General features: G+C 53.2%; 12 protein-coding genes and 2 pseudogenes. 4 read left to right on the top strand and 10 right to left on the bottom strand.

Annotated elements, in window-relative coordinates; all coding sequences use genetic code 11:
- Positions 1–30 precede the first annotated feature (30 nt).
- Positions 31–1,149, bottom strand: a complete 1,119-nt coding sequence (locus OGY17_RS06150; protein ID WP_286606639.1) for a YbdK family carboxylate-amine ligase — start codon at positions 1,147–1,149, stop codon at positions 31–33.
- A 142-nt stretch (positions 1,150–1,291) separates the two neighbouring features.
- On the opposite strand from OGY17_RS06150, the pseudogene OGY17_RS06145 reads away from it, so the two are divergent.
- Together OGY17_RS06145 and OGY17_RS23265 are read left to right on the top strand one after the other, a co-directional pair.
- Positions 1,292–1,981 (top strand): annotated as a pseudogene (locus OGY17_RS06145) (GNAT family N-acetyltransferase); the annotation flags it as partial.
- Positions 1,973–2,987 (top strand): annotated as a pseudogene (locus OGY17_RS23265) (alpha/beta hydrolase). The pseudogenes OGY17_RS06145 and OGY17_RS23265, both read left to right, overlap by 9 nt.
- Positions 2,988–3,038: 51 nt before the next feature.
- On the opposite strand, the gene OGY17_RS06130 reads toward OGY17_RS23265, so the two are convergent.
- Genes OGY17_RS06130 through OGY17_RS06115 form a run of 4 tightly spaced genes read right to left on the bottom strand, consistent with a single transcriptional unit; the run spans position 3,039 to position 7,804 of the window.
- Entirely contained in the window at positions 3,039–4,547 is a 1,509-nt protein-coding gene (locus OGY17_RS06130) for an FGGY family carbohydrate kinase (protein WP_048214730.1), read from the bottom strand.
- Positions 4,548–4,579: 32 nt separating this feature from the next.
- Complete coding sequence (locus tag OGY17_RS06125; protein WP_032942637.1) at positions 4,580–5,998, bottom strand: L-fucose/L-arabinose isomerase family protein; 1,419 nt, start codon at positions 5,996–5,998, stop codon at positions 4,580–4,582.
- Positions 5,999–6,024: 26 nt separating this feature from the next.
- Positions 6,025–6,981, bottom strand: coding sequence for a transketolase family protein (locus tag OGY17_RS06120; RefSeq protein WP_103015065.1), 957 nt, complete (start codon positions 6,979–6,981; stop codon positions 6,025–6,027).
- On the bottom strand, positions 6,974–7,804 hold the full coding sequence (locus tag OGY17_RS06115) for a transketolase (RefSeq protein WP_234102645.1): 831 nt from the start codon (positions 7,802–7,804) through the stop codon (positions 6,974–6,976). The genes OGY17_RS06120 and OGY17_RS06115 overlap by 8 nt, the downstream gene beginning before the upstream one ends.
- 316 nt (positions 7,805–8,120) lie before the next feature.
- Between OGY17_RS06115 and OGY17_RS06110 the strand changes: the two genes are divergently transcribed.
- A complete protein-coding gene (locus OGY17_RS06110; RefSeq protein WP_048214728.1) occupies positions 8,121–9,071 on the top strand; it encodes a sugar-binding transcriptional regulator in 951 nt (316 codons plus the stop codon).
- Between the two features lie 49 nt (positions 9,072–9,120).
- On the opposite strand, the gene OGY17_RS06105 is transcribed toward OGY17_RS06110, so the two are convergent.
- Positions 9,121–10,593, bottom strand: coding sequence for an apiosidase-like domain-containing protein (locus OGY17_RS06105; protein WP_174770587.1), 1,473 nt, complete (start codon positions 10,591–10,593; stop codon positions 9,121–9,123).
- 404 nt (positions 10,594–10,997) lie between these two features.
- Here OGY17_RS06105 and OGY17_RS06100 point away from each other — a divergent pair, with 404 nt between their 5' ends.
- Positions 10,998–12,344 carry a glycoside-pentoside-hexuronide (GPH):cation symporter gene (locus OGY17_RS06100; protein WP_286606636.1) on the top strand — a complete coding sequence of 449 codons (1,347 nt, stop codon included), beginning with the start codon at positions 10,998–11,000 and terminating at the stop codon, positions 12,342–12,344.
- Between the two features lie 97 nt (positions 12,345–12,441).
- Here the strand turns inward: OGY17_RS06100 and OGY17_RS06095 are convergent, their stop codons facing one another.
- From OGY17_RS06095 to OGY17_RS06080, 4 genes are read right to left on the bottom strand one after another with little or no spacing between them, the layout of a single operon-like run.
- Positions 12,442–13,530, bottom strand: a complete 1,089-nt coding sequence (locus OGY17_RS06095; protein WP_286606634.1) for an ABC transporter permease — start codon at positions 13,528–13,530, stop codon at positions 12,442–12,444.
- 1 nt (position 13,531) lies between these two features.
- A complete protein-coding gene (locus OGY17_RS06090) occupies positions 13,532–15,058 on the bottom strand; it encodes a sugar ABC transporter ATP-binding protein (protein ID WP_170974215.1) in 1,527 nt (508 codons plus the stop codon).
- Entirely contained in the window at positions 15,058–15,666 is a 609-nt protein-coding gene (locus OGY17_RS06085) for a DUF2291 family protein (protein ID WP_032942646.1), read from the bottom strand. The genes OGY17_RS06090 and OGY17_RS06085 overlap by 1 nt, the downstream gene beginning before the upstream one ends.
- A gap of 11 nt (positions 15,667–15,677) precedes the next feature.
- Positions 15,678–16,619, bottom strand: coding sequence for a D-ribose ABC transporter substrate-binding protein (locus tag OGY17_RS06080; protein WP_234102643.1), 942 nt, complete (start codon positions 16,617–16,619; stop codon positions 15,678–15,680).
- Positions 16,620–16,637 lie beyond the last annotated feature (18 nt).

Raw genomic sequence — 16,637 nt, 5'->3', positions numbered from 1 at the left:
GATCTCAGCGGGCAACGCAAATTCCCACGCTTACAACCCCGCCCAAATCTCACAATGTTTTTTCACCAGACCACTTAGTGACCCGCCTTCGGCGACAAAGTCACGCATGTTTTGTGCTTCATCATGACCATTTTTAACCTGCAGATGTATAGCTTCAATCGCGCTGGTTGCGCCTACTTTATCTGCAGAGGTAGCGATATTCTCCAGGAGTCGCAATGTGTCTTCTGACAGGCGGCAACCGTCGCCGGTATTGACGTCGGTGACGATTCCCGCCATACCAAAGCGACAGGCCTGAAAACGATTGAATTTATACAACAGGTAATCACGCTCCTGGTGCTTGAATGGACGTTTGGTGAGTAACCAGTGGGCGGTAGCCTGAATAAGTCCTGCCATATTGACCGCATGATCAAGGGTCAGCGGCGTATCCATGACCCGAACCTCTACCGTGCCAAAGTGCGGGCTGGGGCGGATATCCCAGTGTAAATCTTTAATGCTATCAATCATGCTGGTGTAAGCCAGTCGACGGAATAGCCCCTCGAATTCTTGCCAGTTATTCACCCATGGCATCGGGCCATTATCGGGAAATCCGGAGAATATATTCAGTCGCGCGCAGGCAAACCGCGTGTCGGAGGTCTGCATATAAGGTGAGGCGGCCGAGAGCGCAATAAAATGGGGAACAAATCGCGACAGGCCGTGTAGCAGGTAAATGGCATCATCGCCGTTTGCGCAGCCGATATGCACATGCTGGCCGAATACCGTCGCCTGCTGGATAAGATAGCCAAAATTTTCCAGGTTGCGCCGATAGCGTTCGTCATCGCAGACTTCCTGACGTTGCCATTTTTGAAATGGATGTGTGCCGCCGCCACAAATGGCGAGGTGATGCTCTGCAGCAACTCGCATAATTATCTGCTGCATAGCTGACAATTCAGCATCAGCCTGGTCGATATTTCGGCAAACTCCGGTCGCCATCTCCAGCATACTTTCGGTGATATCGTGCTTCACTTCTCCGGCGGTGAGCTGCGGTTTTACGGCATCAATCAGCCGGGAAGAATCCTGGCTCAGGTCGTAGCCTGGCGGATTGACCACCTGCATTTCCAGTTCAATGCCTAACGTAAAAGGGTCGGAAACATGAAAATCAGATAGTGGCATAAGGCTCTCTTCCGCGTTGATTTTTAATCAGTATAGAAGGACTGCTGATTTTCTGTTCGTCGTCAAAATCACCCTTGCGACGCTTTGAAGGTGTAATGGCCAGTGTTATAACTATTTTTTACTTCGCTACTGGGGTTGAATCGTGCCGGAAATAAATCTTTATGGGCAGACCGTCGGCGATGTCGTGCCGGACTGGAATGGCGCTGCCGTACTGCCACGGGAAACGCTGATAGGGCAATATTGTCGACTGGTTCCCCTGGATGCCGACAGCCATGCCGCCGATCTGTTTGATGCCTACGCGCAGGCGCCGGACGATCGCGACTGGACCTGGCTTGCAAGCTCTCGCCCCACAAGCGTCGAGGCCGCAGCTTGCTGGGTGCAGGGGAAAGTTACTGATGCATCTCTGGTTCCCTATGCCGTCATTGAACAGCGTTCAGGACGTGCCGTTGGACTGGTGTGCTTTATGGCGATTGAACGAGAGCACGGTTCGGTCGAAATTGGTCATGTGACCTGGTCACCGCGTATGAAAAATACGGTTCTCGGCACCGAAAGCATCTGGCTGCTGTTACGCCAGGCATTTGCGTTGGGCTATCGTCGCGTGGAGTGGAAATGCGATTCTCTGAACACCGCTTCTCGACGGGCAGCGGAACGCCTTGGGTTTATCTTCGAAGGTCGCTTTCGCCAGAAGATTGTGCGCAAGGGGCGTAATCGCGACAGCGACTGGTTATCAATGATTGATAGCGAATGGCCCCAGTGTGACGCCGTGTTACAGCGCTGGTTGGCCGCAGAGAACTTTGATGAACACGGGCGGCAACGCCAGTCGATGGCAGAGTGCTTTTCCTGTGAGACTGCCAACGTTGAGACTGTGCAGACGCAACAGCAAGGTTATCAACAGCGCTGGCAACAGGAACACGGCTCGCTGACGCAAACACCGCCTGCGCTTCTGGCTGATTTACTCGCAGCACAACCTCGCAATCCCAACCTTTGCTACGACACGCTCTGCTCAAGAGCAGGGTTAGCAGCACTGACAAAAGCAAATGTGTCCACCTCAGAACCGATGGCGGCGATTATCAATACGGAAGTGGATACCGGAGAGCGTTGCATCCCGGTACGGATTTATCGCCCGGCACTGACCGGAGAGCCGAAGGTGGTGGTGTTTATCCATGGCGGTGGGCATCTGAGCGGTTCGGTGGAAGTGTATGACCCGGTTGCCCGTCATCTGGCGATGGCGACAGGAAATATCGTTGTGTCGGTTGATTATCGACTTGCGCCAGAAAACCCGTATCCGGCTGGTCTTTCTGATGCAAAAGCAGTAATAGAAAACGTCTGGTCGCTGCTCGACAGTCAGCATATTCCTTACACTCGCCAACTCACGCTTATCGGCGACAGCGGTGGCGGCGCATTTAGCACGACGCTGGCGGCCTACTTTTCCCGAGCAGCCAGGATTTATTCATCGCCTGGTGCTGATTTATCCGAGCCTGGACTACACGCTGAACTGGCCATCGGTGCAGGAGAACGGTACCGGAAAGCTACTGGATGAAAGCAAAATACGCTGGTATTTTCAGCAATATTTCCGCAATGAAGAAGATCGTAAACAGACGTCTCCGCTTTACCTGCCGTTGAGCCAGGATTTTCCACCCACTCTGGTAGTCAGTGGTGGGTTGGATCCTTTACGGGATGAGAATTTTGCTTTTGTCGCCAGACTGCAAGCTGAGAGGATACCCGTACAGCATGTTCACTTTCCTGGGATGACGCATGCTTATCTGATGCTGGAGGATAAAGTCCCGCAGGAAGCTAAAGCCACCTATCTGGCGATTGGTGAGTTTGTTCGCGATTAGCGCCCGCACTCAGTCGTGGCTGCGGGCGGATTTATCATGATTGCTGACTCGCTAAGGTGTTTGCCAGCGCGTACGCTCAACGGCGCTTTGCCACTCGTGCCAGCGTTTTTGCAATCGACCGTGACGCTCTGCGTTTGGCTGAAATGATATGTGGTCGGGCAAAAAATGGCGTAGCTGAGCGGTTTCTGTACCGAGCAGCGCCTTGCGTGCCAGCAGCCCGGCGCCAATGGCTGAAAGCTCGGGAATGTCGCTGCGCATCACCGGGCAACCCAGCAGATCGGACTGGTACTGCATCAGCCAATCATTTTTTGTTGGCCCGCCATCAACCATCAGCGCGCTGAGGCTGAAACCGCTGTGCTGGTGCATCGCTTGCACCACATCGGCAATTTGATAGGTAATAGACTCCAGCGCGGCGCGCACCAGATGCGCGCGTTTCACGCCGCGGCTGAGGCCATGAATTAACCCCCGGGCGCTTTCATCCCACCAGGGTGCGCCCAGCCCGGTAAGTGCCGGAACAAAATAGACGCCCAGCGTCGAGTCGACCGTGGCGGGCAGAGTATTGAGTTCATGTAACAGTTGCTCCTCCGGCAGTTCGCTTAAGCCGGTACTGTCGGCCATCCAGGCCACAGCATCGCCGGTATGGGGAATATTGCCTTCCAGACCATAGACCCGGGTATCGCCATCATGCCAGGCAATAGTTGTTGCCAGCGCATTCACCGCAGACTGCGTTGAAGATACCGGAGCCATCACCGATGAGCCGGTGCCATAGGTCGCTTTAACACAACCTTCAGCACCTAGCCCGTGGGCAAAGAGCGCGGCATGAGAATCGCCAATCATCGCCAGAATGGGGATCCCATCGGGGATGGTCGCCAGACCTTTCGTCACGCCAAAATGATGACTGGAAGGGCAAACTTCTGGCAGCGCCTGTTGCGGGATACCAAACAGCGCCAGCATCTCGCTATCCCATTGGCCGCTATGTAGATTGAGCAACTGCGTGCGCGAAGCGTTGGAGGCGTCACAACGAAACGCCGCACCGCCGGTAAGATTCCACAGTAACCAGCTATCGATAGTGCCGAGGCAAATTTCGCCTTGCTGCGCGAGCGCCATTCCGTTGGGGACGGACTCCAGAAGCCAGCGCATTTTAGAGGCGGAAAAGAGCGGGGCGACGGGCAATCCGGTGATGGATTTTATTTTCGCCTCATGACCTTGCTCGCGCAACGCCCGGCAAAAGTCAGCCGTGCGCGAGCATTGCCAGGTAATGGCGGGGCCGAGCGGACGCCCGCTTGCGCGATACCAGCCGATTGCCGTTTCTCGCTGATTACTGATCGCCAGCGCCGCCACCCGCTGCGTACCTACGGCGGCAACTGCTTGCGCCATTACAGCCAGAGAGGCCTCCAGCAGCGCGTCGCCGGACTGTTCAACCCAGCCTTCGCGAGGCGTGTGGATCGCCAGCGCGCGGGAGAACTTCGCGACCACATTTCCCCGACCGTCCAGCGCAACGGCTTTGGCATTGGTGGTGCCTTCATCAAGCGCAATAATAATGTCTTTCGTTGCTGACATCGTTTTCTCCAGCCTCTCTGTTTCCCTGAGTATTAGCGATGGAACAACGTATCCACCCCGAGATAGCGGGTGAAGGCTTCATGCAGCACCTCGGCGCTGGCGGAATGGTTCATTGCCACGTGATGTTCAAAACCGTTACGACAGATCCACGCCAGTAAATTCTCCAGATGCGGCACCTGGATTACTGCACGACAGCCAACCGTATCCAGCGGATCGTCTACCGATTGGCCTTCTCCGACGTACGCTTTGATTTCACCGGTTAAATCGTCGGTGCTCAGGCGGAAATAGGTCAGTGTGCCGCTTTTCATGCGTCCATGTACTGCACCGCAGGTGTTCTCTTTCCCAACGGTGGTACCGATGATGTCCGCTGTGCCCATTTTGGGGCTCTCCAGACTGGCTGATGCAAAGTTTCCGCAGTGAAAAAGCACACATTTATCACGATCGTCGCCGAAATTGTTATTCCAGTCGGCAATGGAAGCCGGGCTTAAATTACTGCTGGCGAGGGCGTACATTGACAGCGCGCCCATCACATCCACTTCGCATGCGCTGGGCATTAACTGCCCGGACATCACGCTCATGATTGAGCATACGTTGATGCCTAAATTTTCCTGCAGCGAAGTCCAGCACTGGATCGCAGTGGTATCTATATCGTTAGCGATGACCCATTCGCTGATGACGACAAACAGTTTTGCCATTGTGACGAGTTTGTCGGCGGGAATGGCGCTGGCATCGGCGTTATCCAGCAGCAGACGACGTTTTTCATCCACACGGATATCGTCATCGCGCAGACATTTGATGCGGGTAAAGACTTCAGACAGATCCAGCGTTTCAACGGCGATACCCAGTCTTTCGAGTAATTTTTCGCTGTAGCGAACGGTATTGAATCCAGCCGGGCGAGCACCGATAGCGCCGACGCGTACGCCACGCATGCTGCTGACAACACGGCAAATCTGTTCGAAACGTTTCAGATCCTGAGCAAAAACCTCACCGGCCAGATCGCAGACATGCTGGGTGGTGAGCGTAAATGGAATGCCGTACTGACGCAGGTTATTGCACAGGGAGATTTTTCCACAGAAGCTGTCACGGCGAGTGGCAAGCCCCATTTTATCAAGGTTATCTTCCTGCGCCTGAACCAGTACCGGGACATTCAGGCCAGACAGGCGCAGCGTTTCCGCTATTGCTTTTTCATCGCCAAAGTTCGGCAACAGCACTACCACGCCGTGAATGTCGTCGCGGTGAGCGCGGAAAAGTTCGGCGCACACTTTCGCATCCTGGCGGGTTTCTACCCCACCGAGTTCCGTTTGCGTATCGTCGAGCATAATGGTTTTAATACCCAGTCGCGCAAAGAGCACGCTGGCTTGTTCGCGGGCTTCAGCAACCAGATAGCTTGGGAAAAATCCCCGATTGCCAATAATCACCGCCATGGTCAACTGTTGAGGAATTCGTGACATCGCTTTCTCCAGTAAGTGTTCTGTTGTTATTGTTTTATCGTGTGGCGCTGCAACAGCGCGGCGGCGTTTTTCACGACGCCAGCGGCGTCAATTTCGTGGCGGGCACGTGTTGCCGCGCGATCGGCCGCGATAGCATATTGACCATCGCCAATGCCGAGTCGGCGCAGCGGAATGGCACAGCCAGCTTCTGCCAGTACCTCGGCCACCAGGCTTCCCACGCCGCCATTAATGTTATGCTCTTCCACACTGACCACGGCCTTGCAGTGGGCTAATGCCGCCAACAGTTGTTGGGTATTGCAGGGACGAATTGACGGTACACTGATTACGCTTGCATCAATACCCGCCTGTTCCAGCACTGTGGCAGCCTCGACAATTTCATGGACGGTTGAGCCCATCGCGACCAGAGCGACATCTTTTCCTTTCCGCAGAATATCGATATTACCCGGAGTGAACTGGTAATTTTCGTCGTGTAGTTCCGGTAAGGCTTTTCCGTCGAGGCGAACATAAACCGGGCCGACGTGGCTTAAGGCATAGTCGATAATCTGCCGGCATTCCACTGGGCAGGACGGGGCGTAAATTTCAATATTGCCAAAACCGCGCAGAACGGAAATGTCATCAATACTGTGATGTGTGCTGGCGAGGGGGCCGTAGCTGGCGCCCGCGTTCAGGCCGATCAGCTTCACGTTGGTGTTGTTGTAGCAAATGTCGACTTTGATTTGCTCATTAGCCCGCGAAATAAGGAACGGAGCGGCATTACAGGTGACGGCGATTTTGCCCCCCAGCGCCAGGCCGGCGGCGGCGCCAACCAGCGTCTGTTCGGCGATACCCACGTTGACCAGACGACCGGGAAATTCCTTCATAAACGGGGCGATTTTCGCCGTAGACGTTGAGTCAGCAACGACGGGTACAACGTCCATTCCGCGCTCGACCGCGGCAATTAAGGTATTCACCATCACGGTGGCGAGGTGTTCACTATTACGCATCTTTCAGTTCCTCCAGCGCCAGTTCAACTTCTTCCCCTTTTGGCACGCGGTGGTGCCATTCCGGGCGGCCTTGAATAAAGGAGATCCCGGCCCCTTTGGTGGTGTGGGCAATGACGACGTGCGGTTTACCTTCCGGGGTTAACCCTTCCAGCGTGCGCACCACATCACTCATATCATTACCGCGGCACTCTGTGACCTGCATACCGAAGGCGCGCCATTTCTCATCCAGTGGATCGGTGTTCATGATCTCTTTGGTTGCGCCGGCAAGTTGGAGGTTATTTTTGTCGTTGATGATAATCAGGTTATCCAGCTTGTAGTGGGCGGCGACCAGTGCGGCTTCCCAGTTGCTTCCTTCTGCCAGTTCACCATCACCGGTAACGACAAACACCCGGCGCTTGCTGTTGTTACGTTTAGCTGCCAGCGCAATGCCCACGGCGACCGGCAGACCGTGACCGAGCGCTCCGGTATTCAGTTCGATCCCTGGCGTTTTGTGTTTCACCGGATGACCCGGCAGGTGTGAATCGGCGTGCTGATAGGTCGCCAGCCAGTCCACGGGAATAAAACCAGCCTCAGCCAGCACGCAGTAGTAACCGCCCACTGCATGACCTTTCGACTGGATGTAGATGTCGCGCTCATCGCTTGCTATAAGCTCTGGTGAGCAATTCAGGATGCGAAAATAGAGTGCTGTCAGCAGTTCGACCTGCGACAGGTCAGCGCCGGTATGTCCCCCCGCCGGGCTTTCTGCATTCAACACGATAATGCGACGACGTATCGCACGTGCTTTCTTGACTAGCTCTGGTATTGAGAGCGAAAACGGATTCATAAGACACCTCTTGAATGTTTAATCCTTAGTGAATAAATATTCCATGTGGGTGCAGTAGTGCAACTGTCTCGCTATCCACTGCGTAATATGCAGCTAAAACAGTTGGTCGTTATCGGTTAGAATAAATATTCACTACTGATTTATTATTCATGATTAAAGATATGCCTTGTCTGAGGGTTTGTCTACGCCTTATAGCAGCAAATTTTGGCGAAAAGAGAAAAGGATCACACTAACGCGATAACCGGAAAGGCGCAGACGACTTGTTATCTATTCAGGTATGAATAAAAATAACAGGCAGTTTACCAGGGGGAATGTTATGTCAAAGCAGGATGAACAGCGGTTGCTGGTTAAGATTGCCACACTTTACTACGCCGAAAATAAAAAACAGTCTGAAATCGCCACGCTGCTGCATTTGTCGCAGTCCTTTGTCTCCCGTGCCTTGACGCGTTGTCAGAAAGAAGGGCTGGTGAAAATCACCGTCGTACAGCCGACTAATATCTTTGTCGAGCTGGAAAAAGCCATTGAAGAGCGGTTTGGTCTGCGCCAGGCGATTGTCGTGGATGTTGGCGACAACCCCAGTAGTACGCAAATTAAGCATGCCATTGGCAGTGCGGCGGCACATTACGTTGAAACTCGTCTGCGTGCCGAAGACCTGGTCGGTATTTCCTCCTGGAGTAGTACCATTCGCTGCATGGTTGATGAAATGCACCCGCAAAATATCCGGGCGGCAGGCGTGATCCAATTACTGGGTGGCGTGGGGCCAAACGGCAACGTGCAGGCCACGATTCTGACGCAACAGCTGGCGGCACACCTCGGCTGCCCGGCCTGGCTGTTGCCTTCGCAAAGTATTGAGCATTCGGTGGAAGAACGTTCTCGGCTGGTTAACAGCCCGGACGTGGCGGCGGTCGTCGAAAAATTTGCTGAAGTGGATGTGGCGATTGTCGGCATCGGGGAGCTGGAACCTTCTCAATTGCTGAAAAATTCAGGAAACTATTACAACGAAGAGATGCTGCGACTGCTGGCCGAACGCGGCGCGGTCGGGGATATCTGTCTGCATTATTACGACGCGGCGGGCAATCCGGTACTCAGCCATGAGGAAGACCCGGTTATCGGCATGGAGCTGGCGCAGATCCGCGACTGCAACCATGTGATAGCGTTGGCGGGCGGGGTAGAAAAACAGAATGCGATCCGTGGCGCGCTGCAGGGGAATTATATCGACGTACTGATCACCGACTACCCGACAGCGCGCAATCTGGTCAAAGGGTGACGCCGCGGTGAGTCAAGTTATCGCCAGCCCCTGGGGCTGGCTGTAGTTATCAGAGTTTTATTAAGCGTAGAGCAATCCATGGCTTAGCCGGTAGATCCAGCTTGTCACCGTGTTGAATAACCCCCGCAACCGGCGTGATCGTCATGGCCCAGGTATCAATGATATCGACCTTCCACGTCGTATTCTCCGGCAACATAGTCATCATCTTGTAGGCAGGGCAATGATCGCCAAAATAGAACAGTCCCCAGTTGCCCTCGCAGCTTATCCCCATCGACGTATCCCAGTGGCTACCCCACGGGAGCGGTGTCAGGCGTTTGGCTTGTCCTTCCTCAAGGATGTTGCGCAAAAAAGCGATGCGCGGGATGCTTGTTCCTTTGAGCGTGCCGCCATGTGACCACCAAATAATCTCATCTTCATTCAGGTATGTTTCGCCGTGAGTGACATAGCCGCCGAGTATTACGCCATGCCAGAACAATGCAGTCATTTTTTCTCCGGTGATATTGCCCCAGCCGAGATCGACATTGCCTTCATAGCAGCATTCGTCAATGACAATGGGTTTGGCAAATGTCTGCCGCCATTCCGGGACAAAGTGCATATCGTGGTGCTGGATGCTGGCGTGGGTGAGCGCGGGATTGTGATGATCGTACCAGTGCGCATTTGAGCGGTAGTGGATCGGCGGGTTGTGCCAGTTATGAATGGAGATCATGTGCGAAGAGGGATCCTCGCGTTTGATTTGCGCTATGGCGGCATCCCAGAATGACATCGGTTTTTCTTTCAGCAGGTCGAACTCATTGGCCAGCGACCACCAAATATTTTTAAACGATGCGAGGCGTGCCACCACGTAGCGGAGATAGCGGCGATCGGTCTCCTGCGACATGGCGGAAAATCCCCAGCGGTCATACGGATGAAAGAGGATCAAATCCACCTCAATATTCAGTTCATCCAGCTTTTGTATTTGACTCTCCAACTGGGCAAAGAAGGTGGTATCGAAGCGGGTAAAATCAAATCCCTGGTCGAGGGTACCCGGAAAGGGGAAGCGCATCGGTTCCTGCAGATTGTAGCGATAGTGTTTAGGAAATACGCACATGCGGATTTTATTGAACGGACTCGCCGCCAGCGATGCCAGCGTTTGTTGCTGTATATCGTCCGGTTGGTAGTTCCAGACGTAGGCCGTGGTGCCAAAAGGATAAAACGCGTTGCCATTGGCATAGCGGAAGTGCCCGTCGCCATCACGCTGTACCGGGCCGGTTAACTGTGTTTCAGGGACGCAGGTAAACGTTCCTTCGACAGGGGACTGCGAAGGAATATTTGAGCTGATGCGATAGTGCCAGACGCCGGGGATATCCGGCATAAAGCGCAGTATGAACTGACCGTTACCGTTGTAAAAGCCCCAAACCGTGCGGGATTCTTCGCCGCAGGTAAAGGTGGCTGATAGCTCGGTGTCGGTAAAATGGCGAGGATCGTCAACGTCCGTGACTTGATACTCAAACCGCCCCCACAGGGCAATACTTTGTTCGCTCATAGCACCTCTCCTTTGGAATATATATTCCATTGTGATTTTATATTCACGATGAGAGTAAGGGAGGTTACCGTTAACATTCCACTGTCAAGGCGAAAAAATGAGCATGCGATCACAAAAACGCCGCCATTTCTGCTGATTACTGTGAGGTTTTTACTGTGAGACTGAAAGGAGTAAGCGTTATCTGAATGACGAGAGAAACGGCCAGCCAGCATAAACGTCTTGTTTATTAATAAGATGACATTTCGCCACTAGATGACGGCGCGCTTAGAAGCAAAAGAATGAGGTTAATTGTGATACTGGTAACAATGTCACGACTAACCACTTGCCAGCGCTAAATTCGTGGGCTTAACCTTTGTGTGAATAGTAATTCGATAATGAATATATATTCATAAAGAGGGTTTCTCATGAAGCAACAGCATAAATTGAGTATCAAAGAGAAGATCTGTTATGGGTTAGGTGATTCGTCAGCGAACATTTTTCTTGGGATGACGATGATGTTTTTGCCCTATTTTTATACCGATGTTTTAGGGATTTCGGCAGCGGCGATGGGGATATTGTTTATTGTTGCCCGTCTGGTTGATGCCTTCTATGATCCATTTATCGGTAATATCTCCGATCGCACGCGGACAAAGCACGGCTCGTATCGTCCTTTTTTGCTCTGGTTGGCGATCCCTTACGGTATTTCCTGTTTTTTAGTCTTTCTGGCGCCGGACTTTTCACCCACTGGAAAGCTAGTCTATGCAGTGATTACCTATCTATTTCTGATCCTGATGTATGCCTCCACGGTGGTGCCGTATGTGGCGTTGTTGACGACACTCACCGCCGATCCCATGGATCGTTTAAGCGCCAACTCCTGGCGTTTCCCACTGGCTAAAATGGCCTTTCTTATCTGCTCAATGGTAGTGCCGATTTTCGTCGCCTGGTATGGAAAAACCGATGAAGCACGCGCCTACATGATGGCGATGAGCTTTATTGCCGTACTGGCCACGGCGTTTATGCTGCTCTGTTTCTGGGGAACAAAGGAGCGATATCAGGTTAACGTGGAGACGGATAAAGTCCCGTTTACCAAACAACTGGGAATTATGCTGAAAGCGAAACCGGTGGTTGTTTTCTATCTGTTCAAAATTACCAGCTCCATTGCTTTTGTAATTAAAGGCAGTGTGACTATTTATTTTGTGAAGTATTTCCTGAATCGTGGGGATGCCTTTGTTTCTGGTCTGCTTTCGGCCACAGCGATTGCGGGGATCATTGCGCCGATGATTGCTATTCAACTGATTAAGCGCAACAAACTCTCGAAATTAGGTACGCTGAAGGTGGCGCAACTGGGCGGTGGCGTGGCGGCATTATGTCTCTATTTCGTTAACCCTGAACAAATCTCACTGGCATGTGTTCTACTGGTGCTGTCGGTATTGATGGCTGAACTTGGCTCGATTACTGCATGGGCGCTGCCTTCTGATTGTGCCGACTATTGTGAAGACAAATCCGGCGTCAGAATGTCTGGGGCTGTCGCTGCCGGTACGCTCTTTTCGATGAAGGTTGGTCTGGCACTGGCGGGTGGGATGGTTGGGCTAGTGCTCTCCCTTAGCGGTTACAAAGCGGGTGAGGCGGTGTCATCGGAAACGATGACGGCGATTATGTTCTTAATTGCCGGGATCCCTGCCATTTTCCATGCCATTAGTTTGGGGTTGCTGATGATGTTTAAACTGGATGATAAGGTTTCGGCAGGGCAGGCTGAAGCCGTCATGAAATAAAATTTCCCCACTGCCGGATGGCGGTGCATTATCAGGCCCATATGTCATACACGACCTACGCCTGATAAGCGCAGCGCCATCAGGCGTAATTTCAGGGCTACTGACTTTCCATCGCCGCCTTTTGCGCAACCACTGCGGCTTTTTGCTGCATCCGGTTTTGCATCTGGTCGATAATGACCGCGACAATAATCACGATGCCCTTAATCACCATTTGCCAGAATTCGCTGACGCCCATCATCACCAGACCATCGGCCAGAAAACCGATAACGAAAGCACCAATCAACGTGCCTAAGATGGTGCCTCGACCACCGGCCAGCGACGTACCACCAAGTACAACGGCGGCAATGGCGTTCATCTCAAATGCTGTACCATTGGCCGGATGACTGGCGGAAAGTTGTGCTGAAACAACTATTCCGGCAATTGCAGCACATAGTCCGGACAGGGTGTACACCCAGATTTTTACCTGCCTCACTTTTACCCCGGACAGTTCAGCAGCGCGTTCGTTATCGCCGATGGCGTACACGTGGCGGCCAAAGGGCAGACGGCGGGCAACGTAGGCAATAACCAGCGCCAGCACAATCATCATCCAGATGGCCCACGGAATACCAAACAGAGTTCCCGCGCCAATTTCATCAAAACCGGTGTTACCCAACTGTGGATTGCCGGAAAGCCCGGGGAATGTTTGTCCGTCAGAGGTCAGCATCGCCGCGCCGCGCAATACGTACATGGTGCCCAGCGTACAAATAAAAGGTGCGACGTTATAGCGCGTAATAATCCAGCCATTTGCTGCGCCAATCAATCCGCCAATCAGCAGTACGACAGGTACAATCACCCAGACGCTGGGGAAGATAGCGATGCCAAACATGGGTAATACAATGCCTTTGGTGATCAGCAATCCGGCAATCATGCCGCACAGCCCAAGCGTAGCGCCAATCGAGAGATCAATGCCGGCAGTAATAATGACGAAAGTGATTCCCAACGCCAGAAACGCGTTAATGGCGATGTGCTTGATCATAATGACCATGCTGCCGCCAGAGAGGAAACCGGGGACGGTGAAGGCAAAAAATCCGACGATCAGAAATAGCGCAATAAAGGTACGTAATTTCAGGATCAGCAGCAGGATATTTTCCCGCGAGAAGGTGACGCCGGCTCGCGGTGCGACGACGGCAGATTGTAGTGTTTTCATGTCAGAACCCCTGAGCACTTGCGGTGACCAGCGCCGATTCTTCGGCACGATCGCGAGTAATATCGGCCGTGAGCTTGCCGCCAGACATCACCAGAATGCGGTCAGATACCGCCATAATTTCTTTTAAATCCGAGGTGGAGAAGACAACGGCAATACCCTGTTGTGAGAGCTGTACCATCATGCGAAACACATCGGCTTTCGCGCCAACGTCAATGCCGCGTGTGGGCTCATCAAGGAACAGAATTTTGGGATTGGTAAGTAGGGAGCGGCCAATCACCACTTTCTGCTGGTTACCCCCGCTCAGAGCCTGGATTTCAACATCCGGTGAGGACACTTTGATCGACAGATTACCAATTGTGCTGGCGACGACTGCCTCCTCATCTTTGCGGGCGATGGCAAAACCGCGCTGCAGGCGACGCCACAGGCTGGCAATAGTCAGATTGCTGGCAACCGAAGAAATGGGAAAAATGCCTGTGCGCTTGCGATCTTCCGGTACCAGACTCATTCCCATACGAATGCGGTCGGCGGTGGTTAAGCGTTGTGGAACTGGCTTGCTGTCGAGCCACAGTTTACCGAGGTAGTTGCGCTCAGTACCCAGCAAGCACTCGAACAATTCGGTTCTTCCGGCCCCCATCAGTCCATAGATACCGACAATTTCGCCCGCGTGGACGTTAAAGGTGACGTCGTTGACCACCGCATTGCCAGCGGCATTGACGCAGGTAATATGTTCCGCTTCGAGAACCGGCGCGCCGAACGTGCGACCTGGCTCAAGAAAATTACTCACCGGGTCGCTGCCCAGCATTTCACGCACAATCCACGGCACATCGATATCGCTAACTCTGGCTTCGGCCTGGAATTTGCCATCGCGTAAAATGGTGATCACATCGCCAATCGCCATCAATTCTTCGAGTCGATGAGAGATGTAGATTATCGAAACGCCCTGGCGAGTCAGTTCGCGAATCACGCGAAACAGGATCTCGACTTCGGTTTTACTCAGCGCCGAGGTGGGTTCGTCGAGGATTAGAATGTCAGCGTCCTCCGCCAACGCTTTGGCGATTTCAACCAGCTGTTGCTGTCCAACTTTGAGATTGCCGACCAGATCGCGGGGTGAAATGGGCTGATCGAGTCGGGTTAGCAGCTCCGCAGTACGCTTCTCCTGTTCGGCCTCATCAATGGGGGTCATGCCTTTTTGGATCTCCCGGCCAAGGAAAATATTTTCCGCGACGGTGAGATTCTCAAACAGGTTAAGTTCCTGATGCACCATACCAATCCCGTGCGCCGCGGCGTCCCGGGTATTGGCGAAGCGAACAGGGTTGCCATTGAGCGTCATCTCGCCGCTGCTGGGCTGCTGAACACCGGCGAGGATCTTCATCAGCGTGGATTTCCCCGCACCGTTTTCGCCAATAATCACGTTGACCTTACCGCGCCACACCTGATAATCCACGCTGTCCAGCGCAATCGTGCCGGGAAACAGCATTGAGATGGCATGTGTGCGCAGGATGATGTCATCTGCTGAGGAATTATTCATCAGTGTGCCTCCTGTTCCAGCGCTAACGCTGCTGCGTTTTCCGCTTTTCCTGCATTCAGCGTTACGGCGAACAGTACCGTGGCACGCTTCCCTTGCCAGCTTTCGTCCACTGCGGGCAAGTGTTTTACCGCTTCGCGGTTATACGCCCGGGAAAGCTGGGCAAACTGAACCTGGTTAGTGAAGTCTTCAAACTTAAACCCACTCGCATCGCGAATGGCATTGCCGCGCATCACCGGGCCTATTTGGATGGTGACAGGGGCGTCATTGACCCTCATCACAATGCTTTTCTCGCGCGCATTGGTGGTATCGACGTTCTCAATCTGACTGGTCAGGCGCACAAATACGCTCTCGGCGGTAGGTGAGGGCGTCTTCAGGCGTGCGCTCAGCGCTGACGCATCCAGAGCGTGTTGCTTTGCCGCATCCAGGACGCGGGATTGCCAGGTTTGTTGCGCGATCTGCTCGGGTGTTTGATTGTCGAAACTGGCTTTGGCCTGTGGGTCGGCCGGGATGATGGGGTTGCCGTTTTCGTCGAGGTCAACTACCGTGCAGGCCGTCAGCAACAGGGTGGCGCACCCAACCAGTGCAGCACCCCATTGTGTTAACGACATAGTGCCTCCGCTTAGTGGCTCAGGTTGAATTTACTCAGCTTGCTGGCATTGGTTTCATCAATCAGCACGCAATCCATGAGCTGTTTTTCTTCTTTCTGCGCTTTGCCGTTTTTCAGGTAGTAATCAGCCTGCTCAACCGCCATTTGTGCCTGCTGCCAGCCGGGCTGAAGGACGGTCGCTTTAATGTTGCTCTTGTTGATGATGGAATCTCGGGTGTAGTCGCTGCCGTCAAAACCCACCACGATGACATTGTTTTTCCCAGCAGCCTTCAGGGCAGCTTCTGCGCCCAGCGCCATGGTGTCGTTGCCGGAAATGACGCCGACGATATCAGGGTTGGTTTGTAAAATAGCTTCCATACGGGTAAACGCTTCAGTTTGGCTCCAGTTCGCCGTTTGCTGGGCGACTATTTTCATATCCGGATAGTCGTCGAGCACATCGTGATATCCCTGTGAGCGCACATGCGCGTTGGTGTCGGACTGGCGTCCCAGCAGCTCAACGTACTTGCCTTTTCCATCCAGTAGTTTGGCGAATTTCTCTGCGCCGAGCTGCGCGCCCTGGTAGTTGTTCGACACGATTTGCGCGACTGCGATGCCGGTTTTATTAATTTCACGATCGATGAGGAATGCAGGCACGCCCGCCGCTTTGGCTTTTTCCAGTGGACCAACGGTGGCATCGGCGCCCGCGTTATCGAGAATGATGGCTTTTGCTTTTCGGGCTATGGCGGTCTCAATCAGTTGGTTTTGTTTATTGACATCATCATCATGAGAGGCGACCAGCGTGGTATATCCCAGCTCTTTCGCTTTGGCGACCGCGCCGTCGGCTTCGGCTTTAAAGAACGGGTTGTCGTGTGAAGGGGTGATAATCGCAATCAGTCCGTTGTCGGCAGCATACAGCGAACCCGATGCGGTAAGGATCGAGGCCAGTAATACGGATTTAATCAGGGTCTTGTTCATCTTTTTCTCCACTTTGAA

The organism is Citrobacter sp. Cpo126, from assembly GCF_030332445.1.
GTDB classification, from domain to species: Bacteria; Pseudomonadota; Gammaproteobacteria; order Enterobacterales; family Enterobacteriaceae; genus Citrobacter; species Citrobacter portucalensis.
This window is presented reverse-complemented; position numbering and strand designations above follow the sequence as displayed.